A 15,280-nucleotide genomic window follows, 5' to 3' on the forward strand; every position below is an offset into this window, starting at 1 on the left:
TATTTACATAGACGAAAGTTCTGTGCAATTTTGTAAGATGAAAATCAATATCGTGTCAGGTCAATCGTAAATTAAGAAAACAGATATATGGCAAAGATTGCAAAAACATTAACCGATTTAATTGGAAAAACGCCCTTGCTGGAGTTGTCCAATTTTAATGCAGAACATCAGCTCGAATCGCAGTTGATTGCAAAACTTGAATCATTTAATCCCGGCGGAAGCGTGAAAGACCGTATTGGTTACGCGATGATTGCCGATGCCGAAGAACGGGGAATCCTGAAACAAGGCTCGGTTATTATTGAGCCCACCAGCGGGAATACCGGTATTGCGCTGGCATTTGTAGCCGCGGCCAAAGGCTATCGGCTGATCCTGACCATGCCCGAAACCATGAGCCTGGAGCGCCGGAGTTTACTCAAAGCGCTGGGCGCCGAACTGGTGCTTACCCCGGGCAAAGAGGGGATGAAAGGAGCCATCGCCAAAGCGGTGGAGATTTCCGGATTGACCCCGAATTCGTTTATCCCGCAGCAATTTAAAAACCTGGCCAACCCCGAAATTCACCGCCGTACCACGGCGATCGAAATCTGGGACGATACGGATGGCGAGGTCGATATTTTTGTTTCGGGAATCGGTACCGGAGGCACCATTACAGGGGTGGGCGAAGTGCTGAAACAACGAAAACCATCGGTGCAGGTCGTTGCCGTTGAACCGGTTGATTCGCCTGTCCTTTCGGGCGGAAGCCCGGGGCCGCACAAAATACAGGGTATTGGGGCCGGTTTTGTGCCCGATGTGTTGAACACCGCCCTGTTTGATGAGGTTATCACGGTATCGAATGAAGATGCGTTTAAAACAAGCCGCCAGTTAGCCCGTTCCGAAGGTTTGCTGGTGGGGATTTCTTCCGGCGCCGCGGCCTGGGCAGCCTTGCAGGTTGCCAAACGCCCGGAGAATAAAGGCAAAAAAATCGTGGTTGTACTTCCCGATACCGGCGAACGATACCTGTCGACTGTTCTTTACCAGGTTGAAGAAGCAACGGCAGAAGCAAGTCATTAATTCAAAGCGTATAGATAGTTTGGTGATTTGAAATACAATTTGAACAATTTGATCCCGGCAGGCAATTGGTTGCTTCCGGGATTTTTTTATGGACTGAGTTTTATTTCGTCTTCGGGTTGCTGAACAGGACAGCCGGAAAACAAGCGGTTTCCTGCGGGCTGACGGGCAGGAAATTTTGCCGGTTGATTTGTTTTTTGACAGATTTAAAATAAAAGTTGTGTTATATTTGATCGGTTTTGTTTTTTACGGGACTTAATGAGAAGAGATTATTCTACCGGTAGCTGTTTTGCGTGGATAAACCGGTAATTTGGTTTAATTAATAACATGAACTTTAAAGCTGTTTCCCATATTCTCATGCGGATCATGGTTATTTCAACCATTTCGCTGTTGGCCTGCGTGCCGGTGGCGATTCTGTACCGCGAACCTGTTTTCCCTTTTATCTATTCGGCAATGACGGCTTCAGCCCTGGCGGGCCTTCTGTTTCTTTTCGGAGGAAAATTACCGGGGCTCGACTCCTTTACCCGGCGCGAAGCTTATTTATCGGTTTCATTTTCCTGGATGGTAATCTCCCTGATCGGGGCCATACCCTATCTTATCAGCGGGGCAATTCCCAACCTGACCGACGCCATTTTTGAGTCGGTTTCCGGCTTCACAACCACCGGTTCTTCGATACTGACAGATATTGAAAACTTGCCAAAATCCGTTTTGTTTTGGCGAAGTACCACTCACTGGATCGGCGGACTGGGCATTATCGTGCTGGTGATTGTGATTATGCCTTCGCTCAATATTGGCGGGTATAACCTGTTTACCCTGGAATCGTCTTTTCAGGAAAAGATTCAGCCAAAAATAAAATCGGTGGGCCGCCGGCTGTTATACATTTACCTGGTGCTATCGTTAAGCGAAACGCTTCTGCTGCTGGCTGGCGGTATGAACCTGTTCGAGAGCGTGTGTCATACCTTCGGAACGGTGGCCACCGGGGGATTTTCGCCAAAGAATACCAGTATTGGGGGTTATTCGCCTTACATTCAGTATGTCGTGATGATTTTTATGATGCTTTCGGGGATGAACTTTGTCATTCATTATTACCTTGTAAAACGGGAATTTAAGAAGATCAGGCAAAACGAAGAACTGAAGTTTTACCTGATGGTCATTCTGCTTTCAGGCTTTATTATTACCGGGATTTTATATTTCCAAACCGACCGGTCATTCGAGCCGGCATTCCGGGAGTCGTTCTTCCAGGTTATTTCCATCATCACCTGCACCGGCTATGCATCGGCCGATTATTTGCTTTGGCCGGCTTTGGGAGGCGTTCTGATTTTCGGGTTGATGTTTTTTGGCGGCAGCACCGGTTCAACTGCAGGTGGAATAAAAATGGCCCGCCACCTGGTTTCAATAAAAAATGCATACCGGAGTTTCCGCATGATGATTTCGCCCAATGCCGTCATTCCATTGAGGATTAACAGCCGGTCGATGAGTACGGATGAAAACAACGGAATCTTAACCTTTATTCTTTGGTATTTTTTTATTTTCGTCATGGGAAGTATGCTGCTGATTTTTTTTGGGAACGACCTGGCCACGGCGGGCAGTTCGGTGGCAACAGCCATGGGAGGCATTGGCCCGGGTTTCGGGACTGTTGGTCCGGCCAGTAACTTTGCCCACCTGTCGGAGGCTTCGAAAGTAACGATGGGATTTTTAATGATTATTGGACGCCTGGAGATTTACACGGTCATCATGTTGTTTACGCCCTGGTTTTGGAAAAACTAACCGGAGTAAACAGCGAATTTGCCTCCGCAAAAAGAGAAGTGTTGATTGGTCATATTTAAAATGAAATAGCATGTTGATACAGGTATTGCTCTTGGTGGTTGGATTTGCCTTGTTGATTAAAGGAGCTGATTGGTTGGTATCGGGCGCTTCGGCGCTGGGAAAGAAATTTAATATTTCCGATCTGGCGATTGGCTTAACGATTGTTGCTTTCGGGACCTCGGCACCCGAGTTGGTAGTGAATGCCATCGCTGCATTCGAAAATAAACCCGAACTGATTTTTGGAAACGTGATTGGCAGCAACAATATTAACCTGTTTGTTATTCTGGGCCTTACCGGGCTGATTACCCCGCTGGTCGTTAAATCGAGTACGGCCTGGCGCGAAATTCCCTTGTCGTTTGGCGCAATTGTGATCCTTTTCCTGCTGGCCAATAACTTGTTCCTGTACGGTTCGCCCTGGCTTTCGCGGATCGACGGGCTGATCCTGATGTTGTTCTTCTTCTTGTTCCTGTTTTATGTGTACCGGCAATTGAAATCGGATAGCATTCAGCCGGAAGATGGCGTAAAAGACCTTACGAACCTGAAGATTGTATTTTTTGTACTGATCGGGATCGCCGGTCTGGTGGGTGGAGGAAAGATGGTGATGAACAGCGCCGTGGCCATTGCCCAAAGCCTGGGGGTCAGCGAGAAGATTATTGGCTTAACCATTGTGGCACTGGGAACTTCGCTGCCTGAATTATCCACCTCGGTAGTGGCTGCCCTGAAAAAGAATGTCGACATTGCCGTGGGCAACATTATTGGCTCCAATATCTTCAATATATTTCTGATCCTGTCGGTCAGCTCGCTCATCCGGCCCATAACGTATAACCAGTCGTTTAATACCGACCTGTATTTATTGGCCGGAGGAACCTTGTTTTTGTATGTGGCTATGTTTACCGGCGGACGAAAAAAACTGGACCGTTGGGAAGCAGCGTTTTTATTAATTGCTTACCTGGTATACACCTGGCTGTTAATCCGGCAGGAGATTCATTAGCCGGATTTTTTAACCATGTTGTTTGTTACGCGGTCAGCTTTTGGACTAAGGCGATCAGGATGTAACTGATGATCATTAATGGTAAAGCATACAGTTGCAGGGTCGCCAACAGGAGCACGCACAATCCGGCAAACAAAAAACGGACCTGATTCCCCTGCCATTTCAGGTGTTTGAATTTCATGGAAAACATCGGGATCTCTGAAATCATCAGGGCCGAAAGTGCCACCATCACCGTTAATAAGTTAAACCGGTTCAGGATGAGTTGGCTGACAAGGGTATTTGTCCCGAGGTCGAGCACTAGGGCCAGCGCGGCATAAAGCAGGGCATTTGCCGGGATGGGAAGTCCCAGAAAGTTTTCACTTTGCCGGGTGTCGAGGTTGAACTTAGCCAGGCGGAATGCGCCCGATACGGGGACAAGTACCACGGAAAACAGGAAAATCCATTGCAATGTATTGGCCTGGATTTCTGCGATTGGCCGGTTCACCTGGAACATGGCCAGTTCGAGCATGGTCATCAGAATGGCGGCAGGCGCCAGCCCGAACGAGATCAGGTCGGCCAGTGAGTCCAGTTGCTTGCCGATTTCGGAATAACTTCCCAGCAAACGGGCTGCCAGTCCATCGAGAAAGTCAAATACAGCGGCGGCTCCGATACAAATAGCGGCCCAACCCAATTGTCCTTCAATTCCTAAAAATACGGCAACACAACCGGCTGCCAGGTTTAATGCCGTAATAAAATTCGGCACCCAATAAAACAGATTTCGTGCGTTATTCATTCGCTTAATTCTCCAATGATCGTTTGTGATCCGGTAACTTTGTCTCCCAGTTTAACCTTCAGCTTGGTATCGGTGGGCAGGTATAAATCCACCCGCGATCCAAAACGGATAAAACCCATTTCAACCTCCTGGGTTACTTGTTGTCCTTCGTGCAGAAAGTTTAAGATTCGACGGGCCATGGCGCCGGCAACCTGGTTTGCCATGATTTCCCGGCCGTCGGTTAGTTGAATGGCTGTGCAAAACCGTTCGTTTTCATCGGCCGATTTATCTTTAAATGCAGCATAAAACTCACCTTCCTTATGTTTCAGATAAGTCACTTTCCCCGGAACCGGAGCCCAGTTAATGTGAACATTCAGCGGCGACATGAAGATTGATACTTTTAAACAGGTCTTTTTCAGGTATTCTTTTTCTTCACATTCCTCAATGATACAAATTTTACCGTCGGCGGGCGACAACACGAGCTTGTCGTTAAGCGTCACTTTCCTGCTTGGATAACGGAAAAACTGAAGCACCAGCGCTAACATGACCAAAGTGGCCAATAAAAGTAAGGTATGGAATACCTGTATGGAAATGAACAACCAACCGATAAAGTTAAGGGCAACGACCAAAAAGATGGTGTTACGAATAATTTTTTTTCCCGCCGGATGAAATCTCATGATGTAATTTGTTTCGTTGGCGCAAAAATAAGGAAATAAGGATTAAACACGAAGCCGGGACGAATAATGTGGCAATTTAATTTCGAGGATGAATCTAATCAGATGATCCGGATGTAGAGAACCAACACCGGGATGGCAAAAAGCAGCGAGTCGAACCGGTCGAGAATGCCGCCATGCCCGGGAAAAAAGCGGCTGCTGTCTTTCACTCCAAACTGCCGTTTTAACATGGATTCGGACAAGTCGCCAAAGGTTGCGGCAATCACGGTGAGCAACGCAATGATCAACCAGTGGACTATTGCGATTTCAGGGATAAAGCCCGAAATCAGCCAGCCGGCTGCCATCGCCGCCAAAGCGCCGCCAATAGCGCCTTCCCATGACTTTTTAGGAGAAATACGCTCGAATAAACGGTGTTTCCCGAAACTAACGCCAAATAAGTATGCGCCCGAATCGTAAACCCAGATGATCACCAGTAAGGCAACCATCAGCCGGGGTGAATAGCTTCCGTCGCCGGAGAACACCAGAAAGTTGCTCAGGCCCAGGGGGACTGCCGTGTAAAAAAATCCGCAAATCGTCGCCGAAATATTCTGAAGGGATGATTCGTGGGCCTGGTATAATTCAAAGACAAAGGTCAGGAGGAGAACGGGGATCAAGGTCAGGTAAAATATAGGCGAAATCAGTTGCGAGGCGATCAGGAACGAAAGAACAAAAAATAAAATTCCCGATACGAAGCCAATAAATTTATTTGGTTTGAGCGGGCTGTTTTTCAGCAGACCGTAGTATTCAACCAGACAACCGGCAAGAATAAGTAAGAAAAGCCCGGCAAAGGAATATTTATGGAGGAACAAACTTGCAAGGATAACTGTAACGACAACAATGCCGGTCAGGGAGCGGATGATGAGGTTTTTCAATTTCTTAGTTTTTTGAAGATATCAAGAGCCAATTCCTTAAAAGGGTTCGTCGCACAAAAGTACAAATAAATTCCGGGGGCCGTGCATTCCCATCACCAGCGTTTTTTCAATATCGGCGGTCCGGCTGGGGCCGGTAATGTTTGTGATCATCGACGGAAGATCATTCCTGTATTTCTCCTGCAACTGTTCGAGCGCGTTGTCCAGGTACTTGACCAGTTGTTTTTGATGGGCAATCACGATATGTGTTTCAGGGAAAACGTGTAACCTTCGTCCTGAATAACCGGCAGAACTGACCAAAACCGAACCCAGGTGCGCCACTAAAAACTCGCAGGGGGTAATTCCAACCTGCACGTTTTCGAATTCTTCTGTGGCATCCTGGTAAGCCAGTTTCCCATGTAAAGCTTGTTTCAGTGTCGGGTCGAGGCAGAAAACAGCATCACGGTTTTCCTGTTTGACCAGGGCTTCAACCTGCGAAACGGCTTCGTTCAGGTCTTTGGTTCGGACAACCTTTCCGCCAACCAGTTCCAGGTTTTCCTGAAACCAGTCGGCCAGGCTTTTATCCGTATCCAGGTAAATCGGCGATTCAAAATCAGGCCTGGCCGGTTGATCTGTTTTTCGTTGATCTCCGGCTTTTTTCAGCCTGTTCAGTATGTTTTCCCGCGATGACATAGGTGTTTTATTCGATTTCTTTTGGTTCGGTGACTTCGGTTTTTTGTGTATCGCCGCTTCCGTTGTCGCCCAATTGTTCTTCTTTGGCCCAGGGGCGTTTCCCAAAGATCTCTTCCAGGTCTTCGCCAAAAATAACTTCTTTTTCAAGTAGTTTTTCCGCCAGCCGTTGATGTCCTTCCCGGTGGTCTCTCAAAACCTGAAGTGCTCGGTCGTATTGTCTGTCAATCAATTCTTTTGCTTCGGCGTCAATTAACTCAGCCGTCTTTTCGCTGTAGGGTTTGGTAAAGCCAAAATCGCTTTGCCCGGTCGAGTCGTAAAAACTCACATTGCCTACTTTATCGCTCATACCAAAAATACTGATCATGGCATAGGCTTGTTTGGTTACCTTTTCGAGGTCGTTTTGGGCGCCCGATGAAATGCTTTCAAAGACCAGTTGTTCTGCAGCGCGACCGCCAAGGGCCGAGCACATCTCGTCCAGGAGCTGCTCTTTGGTGGTCAGCGACCGTTCTTCGGGCAGATACCAGGCAGCCCCCAGCGCTTTTCCGCGGGGTACAATGGTTACTTTTACCAGCGGGTGGGCATGTTCGAGCAGCCAGCTGATGGTGGCATGTCCGGCTTCGTGGTATGCAATCCGTCGTTTTTCGTCTTTCGAAATGATTTTATTTTTCTTCTCAAGTCCGCCGATGATCCGGTCAACGGCATCCAGAAAATCCTGTTTGGTGACATGCTCGCGGCTTCTGCGGGCCGCAATCAGAGCGGCCTCGTTACAAACATTGGCAATGTCGGCCCCGGAGAAGCCCGGCGTTTGTTTGGCCAGAAAATTAACCTCCACTTCGCTTGCCAGTTTGATGGGGCGAAGATGTACCTGGAAGATTTCGCGGCGTTCGTTCAGGTCGGGCAGTTCCACATGGATTTGCCGGTCGAAACGTCCGGCGCGCATCAGTGCCCGGTCGAGGATATCGGCCCGGTTGGTGGCAGCCAGGATGATGACCCCGGAATTTGTATCGAACCCGTCCATTTCGGTTAACAGCTGGTTGAGTGTATTTTCACGTTCGTCGTTTGACCCCATATTCGGGTTTTTGCCACGGGCGCGGCCAATCGCATCAATTTCATCGATAAAGACAATACAGGGCGCTTTTTCTTTGGCTTGTTTAAACAGGTCGCGTACGCGCGAAGCTCCCACGCCGACAAACATTTCCACGAAGTCGGAGCCCGACATGGAGAAAAACGGGACATTGGCTTCGCCGGCAACTGCCTTGGCAAGCAGGGTTTTACCTGTTCCCGGAGGGCCAACCAACAAGGCTCCTTTCGGAATTTTACCGCCCAACTTGGTGTACTTGGCCGGGTTTTTCAAAAATTCAACAATTTCTTCGACTTCCTGCTTGGCTTCGGCCAATCCGGCGACATCTTTAAAAGTGGTATTCACTCTGGAGTCTTTGTCGAATACCTTTGCCTGCGATTTGCCCACGCTGAAAATATTCCCCGCGCCGCCTGCGCCGCCGCCGCCTTTGCTCATCCGGCGAAAGATCCACCACCAAATCCCGATAATCAGCAGGAAAGGCAGGATCCATCCGATCACTTCACTAAAATAATTGTGGACGGTTTTATATTCAACGGTAATGCGGTCGGTATCCTTAAAGTCTTCCTGGGCCGAACGCAGGTTATCTTCAAACGTTTCGACCGACCCGATGGTGAAAAAGTAGTGCGGCCCGAATTTGGACGGAGTATTGAACCCCTGGTTCAGCTTGTCGGCGTAATCGGGATAGCTGTCATCTTTCAGATAAATTTGAGCTTCTTCCCGGTTAATCACCACGATTTTGGCAATATCGTGGTTTTTGAGCATCGTATTTTTTACTTCCTGCCAGTTTGTCTCAACGGGTCCGCCTCCAAAGCTGAAATACCGAATTGCCAGGAAAACGATGATCACGATCCCGTAAATCCAGTATGGATTAAATTTTGGCGGTTTATTTCCGGGTTTAAAGTTCCCCATATTTGGTCGTTGATTAGTATGATTTGTTTTTTTTGCCATCTATTTCAAGTTTTCGATATTAATTTCTTCAACTGCTGCGTCGGCCCAAAGGGTTTCGAGGTCGTAAAAACTTCGTGCTTCGCGCTGGAACACATGAACCATGACATCTGCATAGTCAAGTAAAATCCAGATCGCGTTTTTGTATCCGTCTTTGTGCCAGGCTTTTTCTCCGGTCATTTCGGCAACGGTGTCTTCAACCGATTGTGCAATGGCATCCACGTGTGTATTGGAATTTCCATGACAAATGATGAAATAATTGCATTCGGAGTGGTTTATCTTTGTTAAATCAATTTTGACGATATCTAATCCTTTTTTTCGATCAATGCCTTCGATAATGGCATTCACTAACTCTTCCGCATCCTTCTCTTTTTGTGTTTTACTCATAAAATCTATTTAGAAATACAAAGATAAATTTTTTCATTTATTTTGGTGTTCAAAACTATCACGGGTAATAACCTGAGGATTAAAAAAATAGTTTAGTCTGGATTGTTAAAAAACTTAAATAGTTATGTCTCCCGAAATCGGTCATACCATTGTGCGTATTGAAAGTACCCCAAGTACCAATAACTATGCCACCAGTCAAGTGCGTGATAATGAAGTGGAAGCAGGTACTGTCTTTTTGGCATACCGCCAAACAGCCGGTCGCGGGCAACTGTCGAATGTTTGGGAAAGCGAGGCCGGGAAGAACCTGACTTTTTCTGTTTTTCTTCGTCCCGGCTTCCTGGATATCCGCCGGCAATTTATGCTGGCCAAGGTGGTGTGCCTTGGTCTGGAGGCTTTTTTGAGTGAATTTACCGGCCAGGTGACGATTAAATGGCCGAATGATATTTATGCCGGCGACCGGAAAATTTGCGGGGTTCTGATCGAGAATGCGATCATGCACGGGCAGATCAGTCAGTCCATTGTAGGGATTGGGGTAAATATCAATCAAACCCGATTCCTGACGGATGCACCCAACCCGGTTTCGTTGAAAATGCTGACCGGACAGACTTATGACACGGATGAACTGCTTACCGGCTTGCTACAGAAGATCAGCTGCTTCTACCGGAAACTGGAGAATGGCTGTTACCGGGAGTTGGATGAGGCCTTTCTTCAAAAGCTTTACCGGCTGAATGAATGGCACACATACCGGGACGAGACGCATGAGTATACCGGGAGAATTATTGGACTTAATGAAATCGGCCAGTTAAAAATTGAAGAAAAAGGCGGCCTGGTGCGCGAGTATCACTTTAAGGAAGTGGCGTATCTGTAAGTTCGGATTCAGGCTTTGATTTTGTACATTTAAAACCGAAACATTTAATCATTATATGAAAGCGCTGGTTCTTAAAGCATATCATTGTTTTGAATTTAAGGAAGTTGAAAAGCCGGTTATTGCCGGCGACGAGGTGTTGTTGAGGGTGAAAGCAGCCGGCATTTGCGGCAGCGACGTGCATGGCATGGATGGCAGCACAGGCCGGCGGATTCCTCCGGTAATCATGGGGCACGAGGCGTCGGGCCAGATCGTCGAAGCAGGGAAAAACGTCTCCGGCTGGTCGGTTGGCGACAGGGTTACCTTTGATTCGACCATTTACCGGCTGGATGACTGGTACACGCGGAAAGGTTTGTACAACTTGAGCGACAACCGGGTGGTTCTGGGCGTTTCGTGTGCCGATTATCGCAGGCACGGCGCTTTTGCCGAGTTTGTTGCGGTGCCGCAACATATTCTGTACCGCTTACCCGATGAGGTGACCTACACACAGGCCGCTATGGTGGAACCGGTTGCCGTGGCCATGCACGCCCTGTCGCTGGCAAAGCCCGAGCTAAACGACACCGTGGTGGTTGTAGGCGCAGGGATGATCGGATTATTTCTGATCCAGTTGCTGAAAGTGGCCGGTTGCGGAAAAATCATCGCTGTAGATCTGGATGACGATAAGCTGAGACTGGCGGCTCAACTGGGAGCAACACACTGTTTTAACAGCAGGCAGGTGAATGTACCTGCTGAATTACTGGACCTGACAAACGGACGCGGAGCCGATCAGGCCTTTGAGGCCGTGGGAATCGCGCCGACGGTGCAACTGGCCCTGGCAAGTGTCAGGAAAGGCGGAACGGTTACTTTGCTGGGAAATCTGACTCCGGACATTGAATTCCCGCTTCAGACCGTGGTGACCCGGCAATTGAAAGTGCAGGGCAGCTGCGCCATTTGCGGCGAATATCCGGTAGCGCTCGATTTAATTGCCGCCGGAAAAGTGAATGTGGATGCCTTGGTCAGCGCCGAAGCGCCGCTGAGCGAGGGGGCAGACTGGTTTAAACGTCTGTATGAGAAAGAAAAAGGACTTGTTAAAGTGATACTGAAACCTTGATTGACAGAATACCCTAATTGAAGTTAACTGATGACTAAAATACGAACCGCCATTATCGGCCCGGGCAAGGTAGCCCATTTACACGCCGTAAACCTGGTAAAATCGCCGAATGCCGATTTGGTTGCTGTTTGCGGAAGAAACCTTTCCAAGGCGCAGGCCTTTGCCGGTGTTTACAACATCAGGGCCTACGACGATCTGGAAACGATGATCCGAGAGGAAAAAGCAGAGGTTTTGATCGTTTGTACGCCGCATCCGTATCATCGCGATCCGGTGGTGAAAGCCGCAGAGATGGGCGTGCATTGCCTGATTGAAAAACCAATGGCCAGCTCCCTGCAGGATTGTGATGCCATGCTGGAGGCAGCGGAACAACACCGGGTAAGCCTGGGTGTAATCAGCCAAAGGCGTTTTTATGAGCCGGTAAGACGCATGAAAAAAGCCATCGATGAAGGCAAAATAGGCACCCCTGCCCTGGGAAGCATCCTCCTCCTGGGTTGGCGCGATGAGGCTTATTACAACAGCGATCCCTGGCGCGGTAAATGGGACACCGAAGGCGGAGGCGTGCTGGTGAATCAGGCGCCTCACCAACTCGACCTGTTTCAGTGGCTGATGGGCCCGGTTGAGCAGGTTTATGCGGTTACCCGGAATCTCAATCACCCTTATATTGAAGTGGAAGATACCGCGCTTGCAGTCGTTCAGTTTAAAGGAGGCGCAGTTGGCAGCATCCTGTTAAGTAATTCGCAAAAACCCGGCATTTACGGAAAAATTCATATCCACGGGAGCAACGGGGCTTCGGTTGGCGCACAAACCGAAGGCGGAGCGATGTTTATCGCGGGGCAATCGTCGGTGCTGGAACCTCCGGTAAATGATCTTTGGACGGTCGCCGGAGAAGAAAATTTACTTGAACAATGGAAGCAGGAAGACCGTGATTTTTTTAACCGGATTGATGCGGCAGCATATTACATCGGCTTGCAGATTGAAGATTTTCTGGACGCGGTGAAAACGAAACGCCAGCCCCTGGTAACCGGCGAAGAAGGACGGAAAACCGTTGAGCTGTTTACCGCCATTTACCGCTCTAACCGCGACCAGGCGCCGGTCAGGTTTCCGCTTTCGCGCGAATCGGGGCCAGATTTTGACGGGCGGATGAAACGAGAATAACAGGAGGAACTTTCTAACGAGCTAAACCAACCAACATGAACGAAATCTTATTAATTGCCGGAATCGTTTTTGCTATACTGCTTTTGTTATTTCTTGTATTGAAGCTGAAAATCCACGCATTCATTTCGTTATTGATTGTCAGCATTGCTGTCGGGCTTATGGCCGGGATGGACTTCAACCTGATTATTCAGAGTATGAAAGACGGGATGGGCAATACCCTGGGTTTCGTTGCCACGGTTGTTGGCTTGGGCGCAATTTTCGGACAGATGCTGGAGTCATCGGGCGGAGCAGAGGCCATTGCTCAAAATTTGATCAAACATTTTGGCGATAAGAGGGCCTCGTGGGCCCTGGTACTTACCGGCTTCATTGTCGCCATCCCGGTGTTTCTGGATGTGGGCTTCATCATTCTTATTCCCATTGTTTACGAGTTGACAAAACAATCGAAACGATCAATTTTGTATTATGCCATTCCGCTTTTAGCCGGTCTGGCAGTCACCCATGCCTTTATCCCCCCAACACCGGGGCCGGTTGCTGTGGCCGAAATTCTGGATGCTCAATTGGGCTGGATTATCATCATGGGATTTGTTATTGGTTTACCGACAGCCATTATTGCCGGTCCGGTTTTCGGGAAATACATCAGCAAAAGGATTCACGTAGCGGTTCCGGACTATTTTTCGGAAAAAGAACCGGCGACCCGGCAAAAAAACTTGCCTTCATTTCGAACCATCATATTGATCATTGCCTTGCCCTTACTCCTGATTGTCGCCAATTCAGTGGCCGAAGTGCTCTTCAGTAAAGGGATTCTGCAAAACCGGACGGTTTATCAGACCATCGGTTTACTGGGGCACCCGTTTACAGCGCTGATTATTTCAACCTTACTGGCCATGTACGTTCTCGGCATCAAGCGCGGCTTTAACAAAGACCAACTGATGAAACTTTCCAATAAAGCGCTTGGACCGGCCGGTCTGATTATTCTGGTGACCGGAGCAGGAGGCGTATTTAAGCAAATTCTGATCGACAGCGGAGTGGGGGCCATGTTAGCTGAAAAGCTGGCCGGTTCGGCCATGCCGCCGCTGGTGCTGGCTTACCTGATTGCCGCGCTTGTGCGGATTATACAGGGATCGGCAACGGTTTCCATGATTACAGCTGCCGGGATGATGGCCCCCATGATCGGTCTGTTCGATCTCAGCCAAATTGATAAGGCGCTGATTGTGATTGCGATTGCTGCCGGCTCAACCATCCTTTCACACGTAAACGACAGCGGTTTTTGGCTGGTTGGAAAATACCTCGGCATGAATGAAAAAGAAACCTTACGATCCTGGACGATCATGGAAACCCTGATTTCTGTTGTAGGCTTTCTGATGGTTCTGCTGATGAGTTTCCTGCTGCGGGGGGCCTGATTCTGCTGTTCCCAAAGATGAGGAATAAAGAACAAGTATAATTTTATCAGTTAAAGTTACGTTTCTTTATTGCGCGTATCTATTGAAATCATAACTTTACAGTACACTAATTTTTTTGTCATGAAGAAGTTTTCGTATCGGTTATTATTGGTTTTTCTCGCACTGCCCCTGGCATATTCCTGCAAGGATGATGATAATGATATCGAAGAAGAACCCATCCCGGCGGAGGTGCTTGTACGCAATACCTGGATCAAAGAAAACATGGAGGATCTTTATTTCTGGAATAATAAAATTCCGAATATTGATGAGAAGAAAGAGGCCGATTCGGAGGAATACTTCTATAAACTGGTGTATGATGCAGAAGACGATTGGTCGTGGATTACGGATGATTACCCTTCTCTGGCGGCCGAATACAGCGGCGTTCCGGTCACGATGGGCTATGCCCCGGCTTTTTCCCTGCTTCAGGATAATACCAGTGTTGTGATCGTTGTGAAGTATGTTTACCCGGGATCGGATGCTGCCGGTGCCGGATTGAAACGGGGCGACCTGATTATTTCAATCAACAATACCAATCTGAATATCAGTAACTATTACAGCTTGTACTCGGGCAAGAGCTACTCGGTACAACTTGGCGCGATAAGTAATGGTATCATCAGCCCAACGGGAACCTCGTTGAGTATGACAGCCCGTGTTACCACGACAAACCCTTCCATTCATCATGAAGTGATCACGGTAAACAGTCACAAAATAGGTTATTTAGCTTATGTGGAGTTTGTTTCAGGTGATCAGAATATGTTTCTAAACTCGCTGGATAATATTTTCACCGAGTTTAATACAAGCGGGATTACCGACCTGGTGGTGGATTTACGGTATAACCCCGGGGGAGAAATTGATGCCGCGGCTTACCTGGCGTCTGCTATTGCCCCTGCCAGCGTGGTGGCTGCCAAAGACGTGCTGGTCAATATGAGATATAATAATGATTTGCAGGCTTATCTCGAATATTACAGTACAAAATATGCTCATTATTTAGCCTACCGGTTTACCGAGGTCGGGGCCAATGCAAACCTGCAACGGGTTTATTTTCTGGCAACCGATCGCACCGCATCGGCCAGCGAATTACTGATGACCGGTTTGGAGCCTTATATGGAGGTGATTCATATTGGTGAAGCGACCTACGGAAAATATGCCGGCGCATGGGTGATGGCGGACGACGATGAACAGTGGGCGATGATCCCCATCGTGATGAAATATGCCAATAAAAACGGCTATACCGACTTTGTAAACGGCTTACAGCCGGATTATGCCATGGAAGACTTCCTTGTCGGGGCTGTTCCCTTTGGCGATCCGTCAGACCCGATGCTGGCCAAAGCCATTCAACTGATCACGGGCGAAACGGCGGTTGCCTCGGTGAAGTCGGCAAAAATGGAGATGCCGCTGCAACCAATCTTTCCGAAAGAAGAACTGCTGAAACAAAACCTGATTGTTCCCCGCATCGGGTTCGAAAAGTAAAA

At 48.3% G+C, this 15,280-nt stretch carries 14 protein-coding genes; 8 read left to right on the plus strand and 6 right to left on the minus strand.

Annotation, left to right across the window (positions count from 1 at the left end):
- Positions 1-87 precede the first annotated feature (87 nt).
- The 3 genes from cysK (at position 88) to AC6H3C_RS05570 (ending at position 3,841) form a co-directional block, all read left to right on the plus strand.
- Positions 88-1,047, plus strand: coding sequence for a cysteine synthase A (gene cysK, locus AC6H3C_RS05560; protein WP_497519687.1), 960 nt, complete (start codon positions 88-90; stop codon positions 1,045-1,047).
- 324 nt (positions 1,048-1,371) lie between these two features.
- A complete protein-coding gene (locus tag AC6H3C_RS05565) occupies positions 1,372-2,811 on the plus strand; it encodes a TrkH family potassium uptake protein (RefSeq protein WP_497519688.1) in 1,440 nt (479 codons plus the stop codon).
- 70 nt (positions 2,812-2,881) lie between these two features.
- Positions 2,882-3,841 carry a calcium/sodium antiporter gene (locus AC6H3C_RS05570; protein ID WP_497519689.1) on the plus strand — a complete coding sequence of 320 codons (960 nt, stop codon included), beginning with the start codon at positions 2,882-2,884 and terminating at the stop codon, positions 3,839-3,841.
- A 25-nt stretch (positions 3,842-3,866) separates the two neighbouring features.
- Here AC6H3C_RS05570 and AC6H3C_RS05575 read toward each other — a convergent pair whose 3' ends face one another.
- From AC6H3C_RS05575 to rsfS, 6 genes are all read right to left on the minus strand, one after another.
- A complete protein-coding gene (locus AC6H3C_RS05575; protein ID WP_497519690.1) occupies positions 3,867-4,613 on the minus strand; it encodes a CDP-alcohol phosphatidyltransferase family protein in 747 nt (248 codons plus the stop codon).
- Positions 4,610-5,269 carry a phosphatidylserine decarboxylase family protein gene (locus AC6H3C_RS05580; RefSeq protein WP_497519691.1) on the minus strand — a complete coding sequence of 220 codons (660 nt, stop codon included), beginning with the start codon at positions 5,267-5,269 and terminating at the stop codon, positions 4,610-4,612. Before AC6H3C_RS05580 ends, AC6H3C_RS05575 begins: the two co-directional genes overlap by 4 nt.
- Before the next feature lie 98 nt (positions 5,270-5,367).
- Positions 5,368-6,177: a phosphatidate cytidylyltransferase gene (locus tag AC6H3C_RS05585; RefSeq protein ID WP_497519692.1), complete on the minus strand. Its 810-nt coding sequence runs from the start codon at positions 6,175-6,177 to the stop codon at positions 5,368-5,370.
- Between the two features lie 36 nt (positions 6,178-6,213).
- On the minus strand, positions 6,214-6,846 hold the full coding sequence (locus AC6H3C_RS05590; RefSeq protein WP_497519693.1) for a LutC/YkgG family protein: 633 nt from the start codon (positions 6,844-6,846) through the stop codon (positions 6,214-6,216).
- Between the two features lie 7 nt (positions 6,847-6,853).
- The gene (gene ftsH / locus AC6H3C_RS05595) at positions 6,854-8,875 is read right to left on the minus strand and encodes an ATP-dependent zinc metalloprotease FtsH (RefSeq protein ID WP_497519694.1); all 2,022 of its coding nucleotides are present in this window, start codon (positions 8,873-8,875) and stop codon (positions 6,854-6,856) included.
- Positions 8,876-9,259, minus strand: a complete 384-nt coding sequence (gene rsfS, locus AC6H3C_RS05600; protein ID WP_497519695.1) for a ribosome silencing factor — start codon at positions 9,257-9,259, stop codon at positions 8,876-8,878.
- A 124-nt stretch (positions 9,260-9,383) separates the two neighbouring features.
- Here rsfS and AC6H3C_RS05605 point away from each other — a divergent pair, with 124 nt between their 5' ends.
- The 5 genes from AC6H3C_RS05605 to AC6H3C_RS05625 all read left to right on the plus strand — a co-directional run bounded on the left by AC6H3C_RS05605 (position 9,384) and on the right by AC6H3C_RS05625 (position 15,278).
- Positions 9,384-10,127 (plus strand): biotin--[acetyl-CoA-carboxylase] ligase, encoded by a 744-nt coding sequence (locus AC6H3C_RS05605; RefSeq protein ID WP_497519696.1) that lies wholly within the window; start codon positions 9,384-9,386, stop codon positions 10,125-10,127.
- Between the two features lie 55 nt (positions 10,128-10,182).
- Positions 10,183-11,214 (plus strand): galactitol-1-phosphate 5-dehydrogenase, encoded by a 1,032-nt coding sequence (locus tag AC6H3C_RS05610; protein ID WP_497519697.1) that lies wholly within the window; start codon positions 10,183-10,185, stop codon positions 11,212-11,214.
- 30 nt (positions 11,215-11,244) lie between these two features.
- Positions 11,245-12,369, plus strand: a complete 1,125-nt coding sequence (locus tag AC6H3C_RS05615; RefSeq protein WP_497519698.1) for a Gfo/Idh/MocA family protein — start codon at positions 11,245-11,247, stop codon at positions 12,367-12,369.
- A 35-nt stretch (positions 12,370-12,404) separates the two neighbouring features.
- On the plus strand, positions 12,405-13,769 hold the full coding sequence (locus AC6H3C_RS05620; protein WP_497519699.1) for a GntT/GntP/DsdX family permease: 1,365 nt from the start codon (positions 12,405-12,407) through the stop codon (positions 13,767-13,769).
- Between the two features lie 120 nt (positions 13,770-13,889).
- Positions 13,890-15,278, plus strand: a complete 1,389-nt coding sequence (locus AC6H3C_RS05625) for a S41 family peptidase (protein WP_497519700.1) — start codon at positions 13,890-13,892, stop codon at positions 15,276-15,278.
- Positions 15,279-15,280: the final 2 nt, after the last annotated feature.

It is taken from the genome of Gaoshiqia sp. US2 (genome assembly GCF_059705485.1).

Excerpts from the sequence above, each read along its gene's own strand:
- cysK (WP_497519687.1), top strand. The coding sequence starts at position 88 with ATGGCAAAGATTGCAAAAACATTAACCGATTTAATTGGAAAAACGCCC.
- AC6H3C_RS05565 (WP_497519688.1), top strand. The coding sequence starts at position 1,372 with ATGAACTTTAAAGCTGTTTCCCATATTCTCATGCGGATCATGGTTATT.
- AC6H3C_RS05570 (WP_497519689.1), top strand. The coding sequence starts at position 2,882 with ATGTTGATACAGGTATTGCTCTTGGTGGTTGGATTTGCCTTGTTGATT.
- AC6H3C_RS05575 (WP_497519690.1), bottom strand. The coding sequence starts at position 4,613 with ATGAATAACGCACGAAATCTGTTTTATTGGGTGCCGAATTTTATTACG.
- AC6H3C_RS05580 (WP_497519691.1), bottom strand. The coding sequence starts at position 5,269 with ATGAGATTTCATCCGGCGGGAAAAAAAATTATTCGTAACACCATCTTT.
- AC6H3C_RS05590 (WP_497519693.1), bottom strand. The coding sequence starts at position 6,846 with ATGTCATCGCGGGAAAACATACTGAACAGGCTGAAAAAAGCCGGAGAT.
- ftsH (WP_497519694.1), bottom strand. The coding sequence starts at position 8,875 with ATGGCAAAAAAAACAAATCATACTAATCAACGACCAAATATGGGGAAC.
- rsfS (WP_497519695.1), bottom strand. The coding sequence starts at position 9,259 with ATGAGTAAAACACAAAAAGAGAAGGATGCGGAAGAGTTAGTGAATGCC.
- AC6H3C_RS05605 (WP_497519696.1), top strand. The coding sequence starts at position 9,384 with ATGTCTCCCGAAATCGGTCATACCATTGTGCGTATTGAAAGTACCCCA.
- AC6H3C_RS05610 (WP_497519697.1), top strand. The coding sequence starts at position 10,183 with ATGAAAGCGCTGGTTCTTAAAGCATATCATTGTTTTGAATTTAAGGAA.
- AC6H3C_RS05615 (WP_497519698.1), top strand. The coding sequence starts at position 11,245 with ATGACTAAAATACGAACCGCCATTATCGGCCCGGGCAAGGTAGCCCAT.
- AC6H3C_RS05620 (WP_497519699.1), top strand. The coding sequence starts at position 12,405 with ATGAACGAAATCTTATTAATTGCCGGAATCGTTTTTGCTATACTGCTT.
- AC6H3C_RS05625 (WP_497519700.1), top strand. The coding sequence starts at position 13,890 with ATGAAGAAGTTTTCGTATCGGTTATTATTGGTTTTTCTCGCACTGCCC.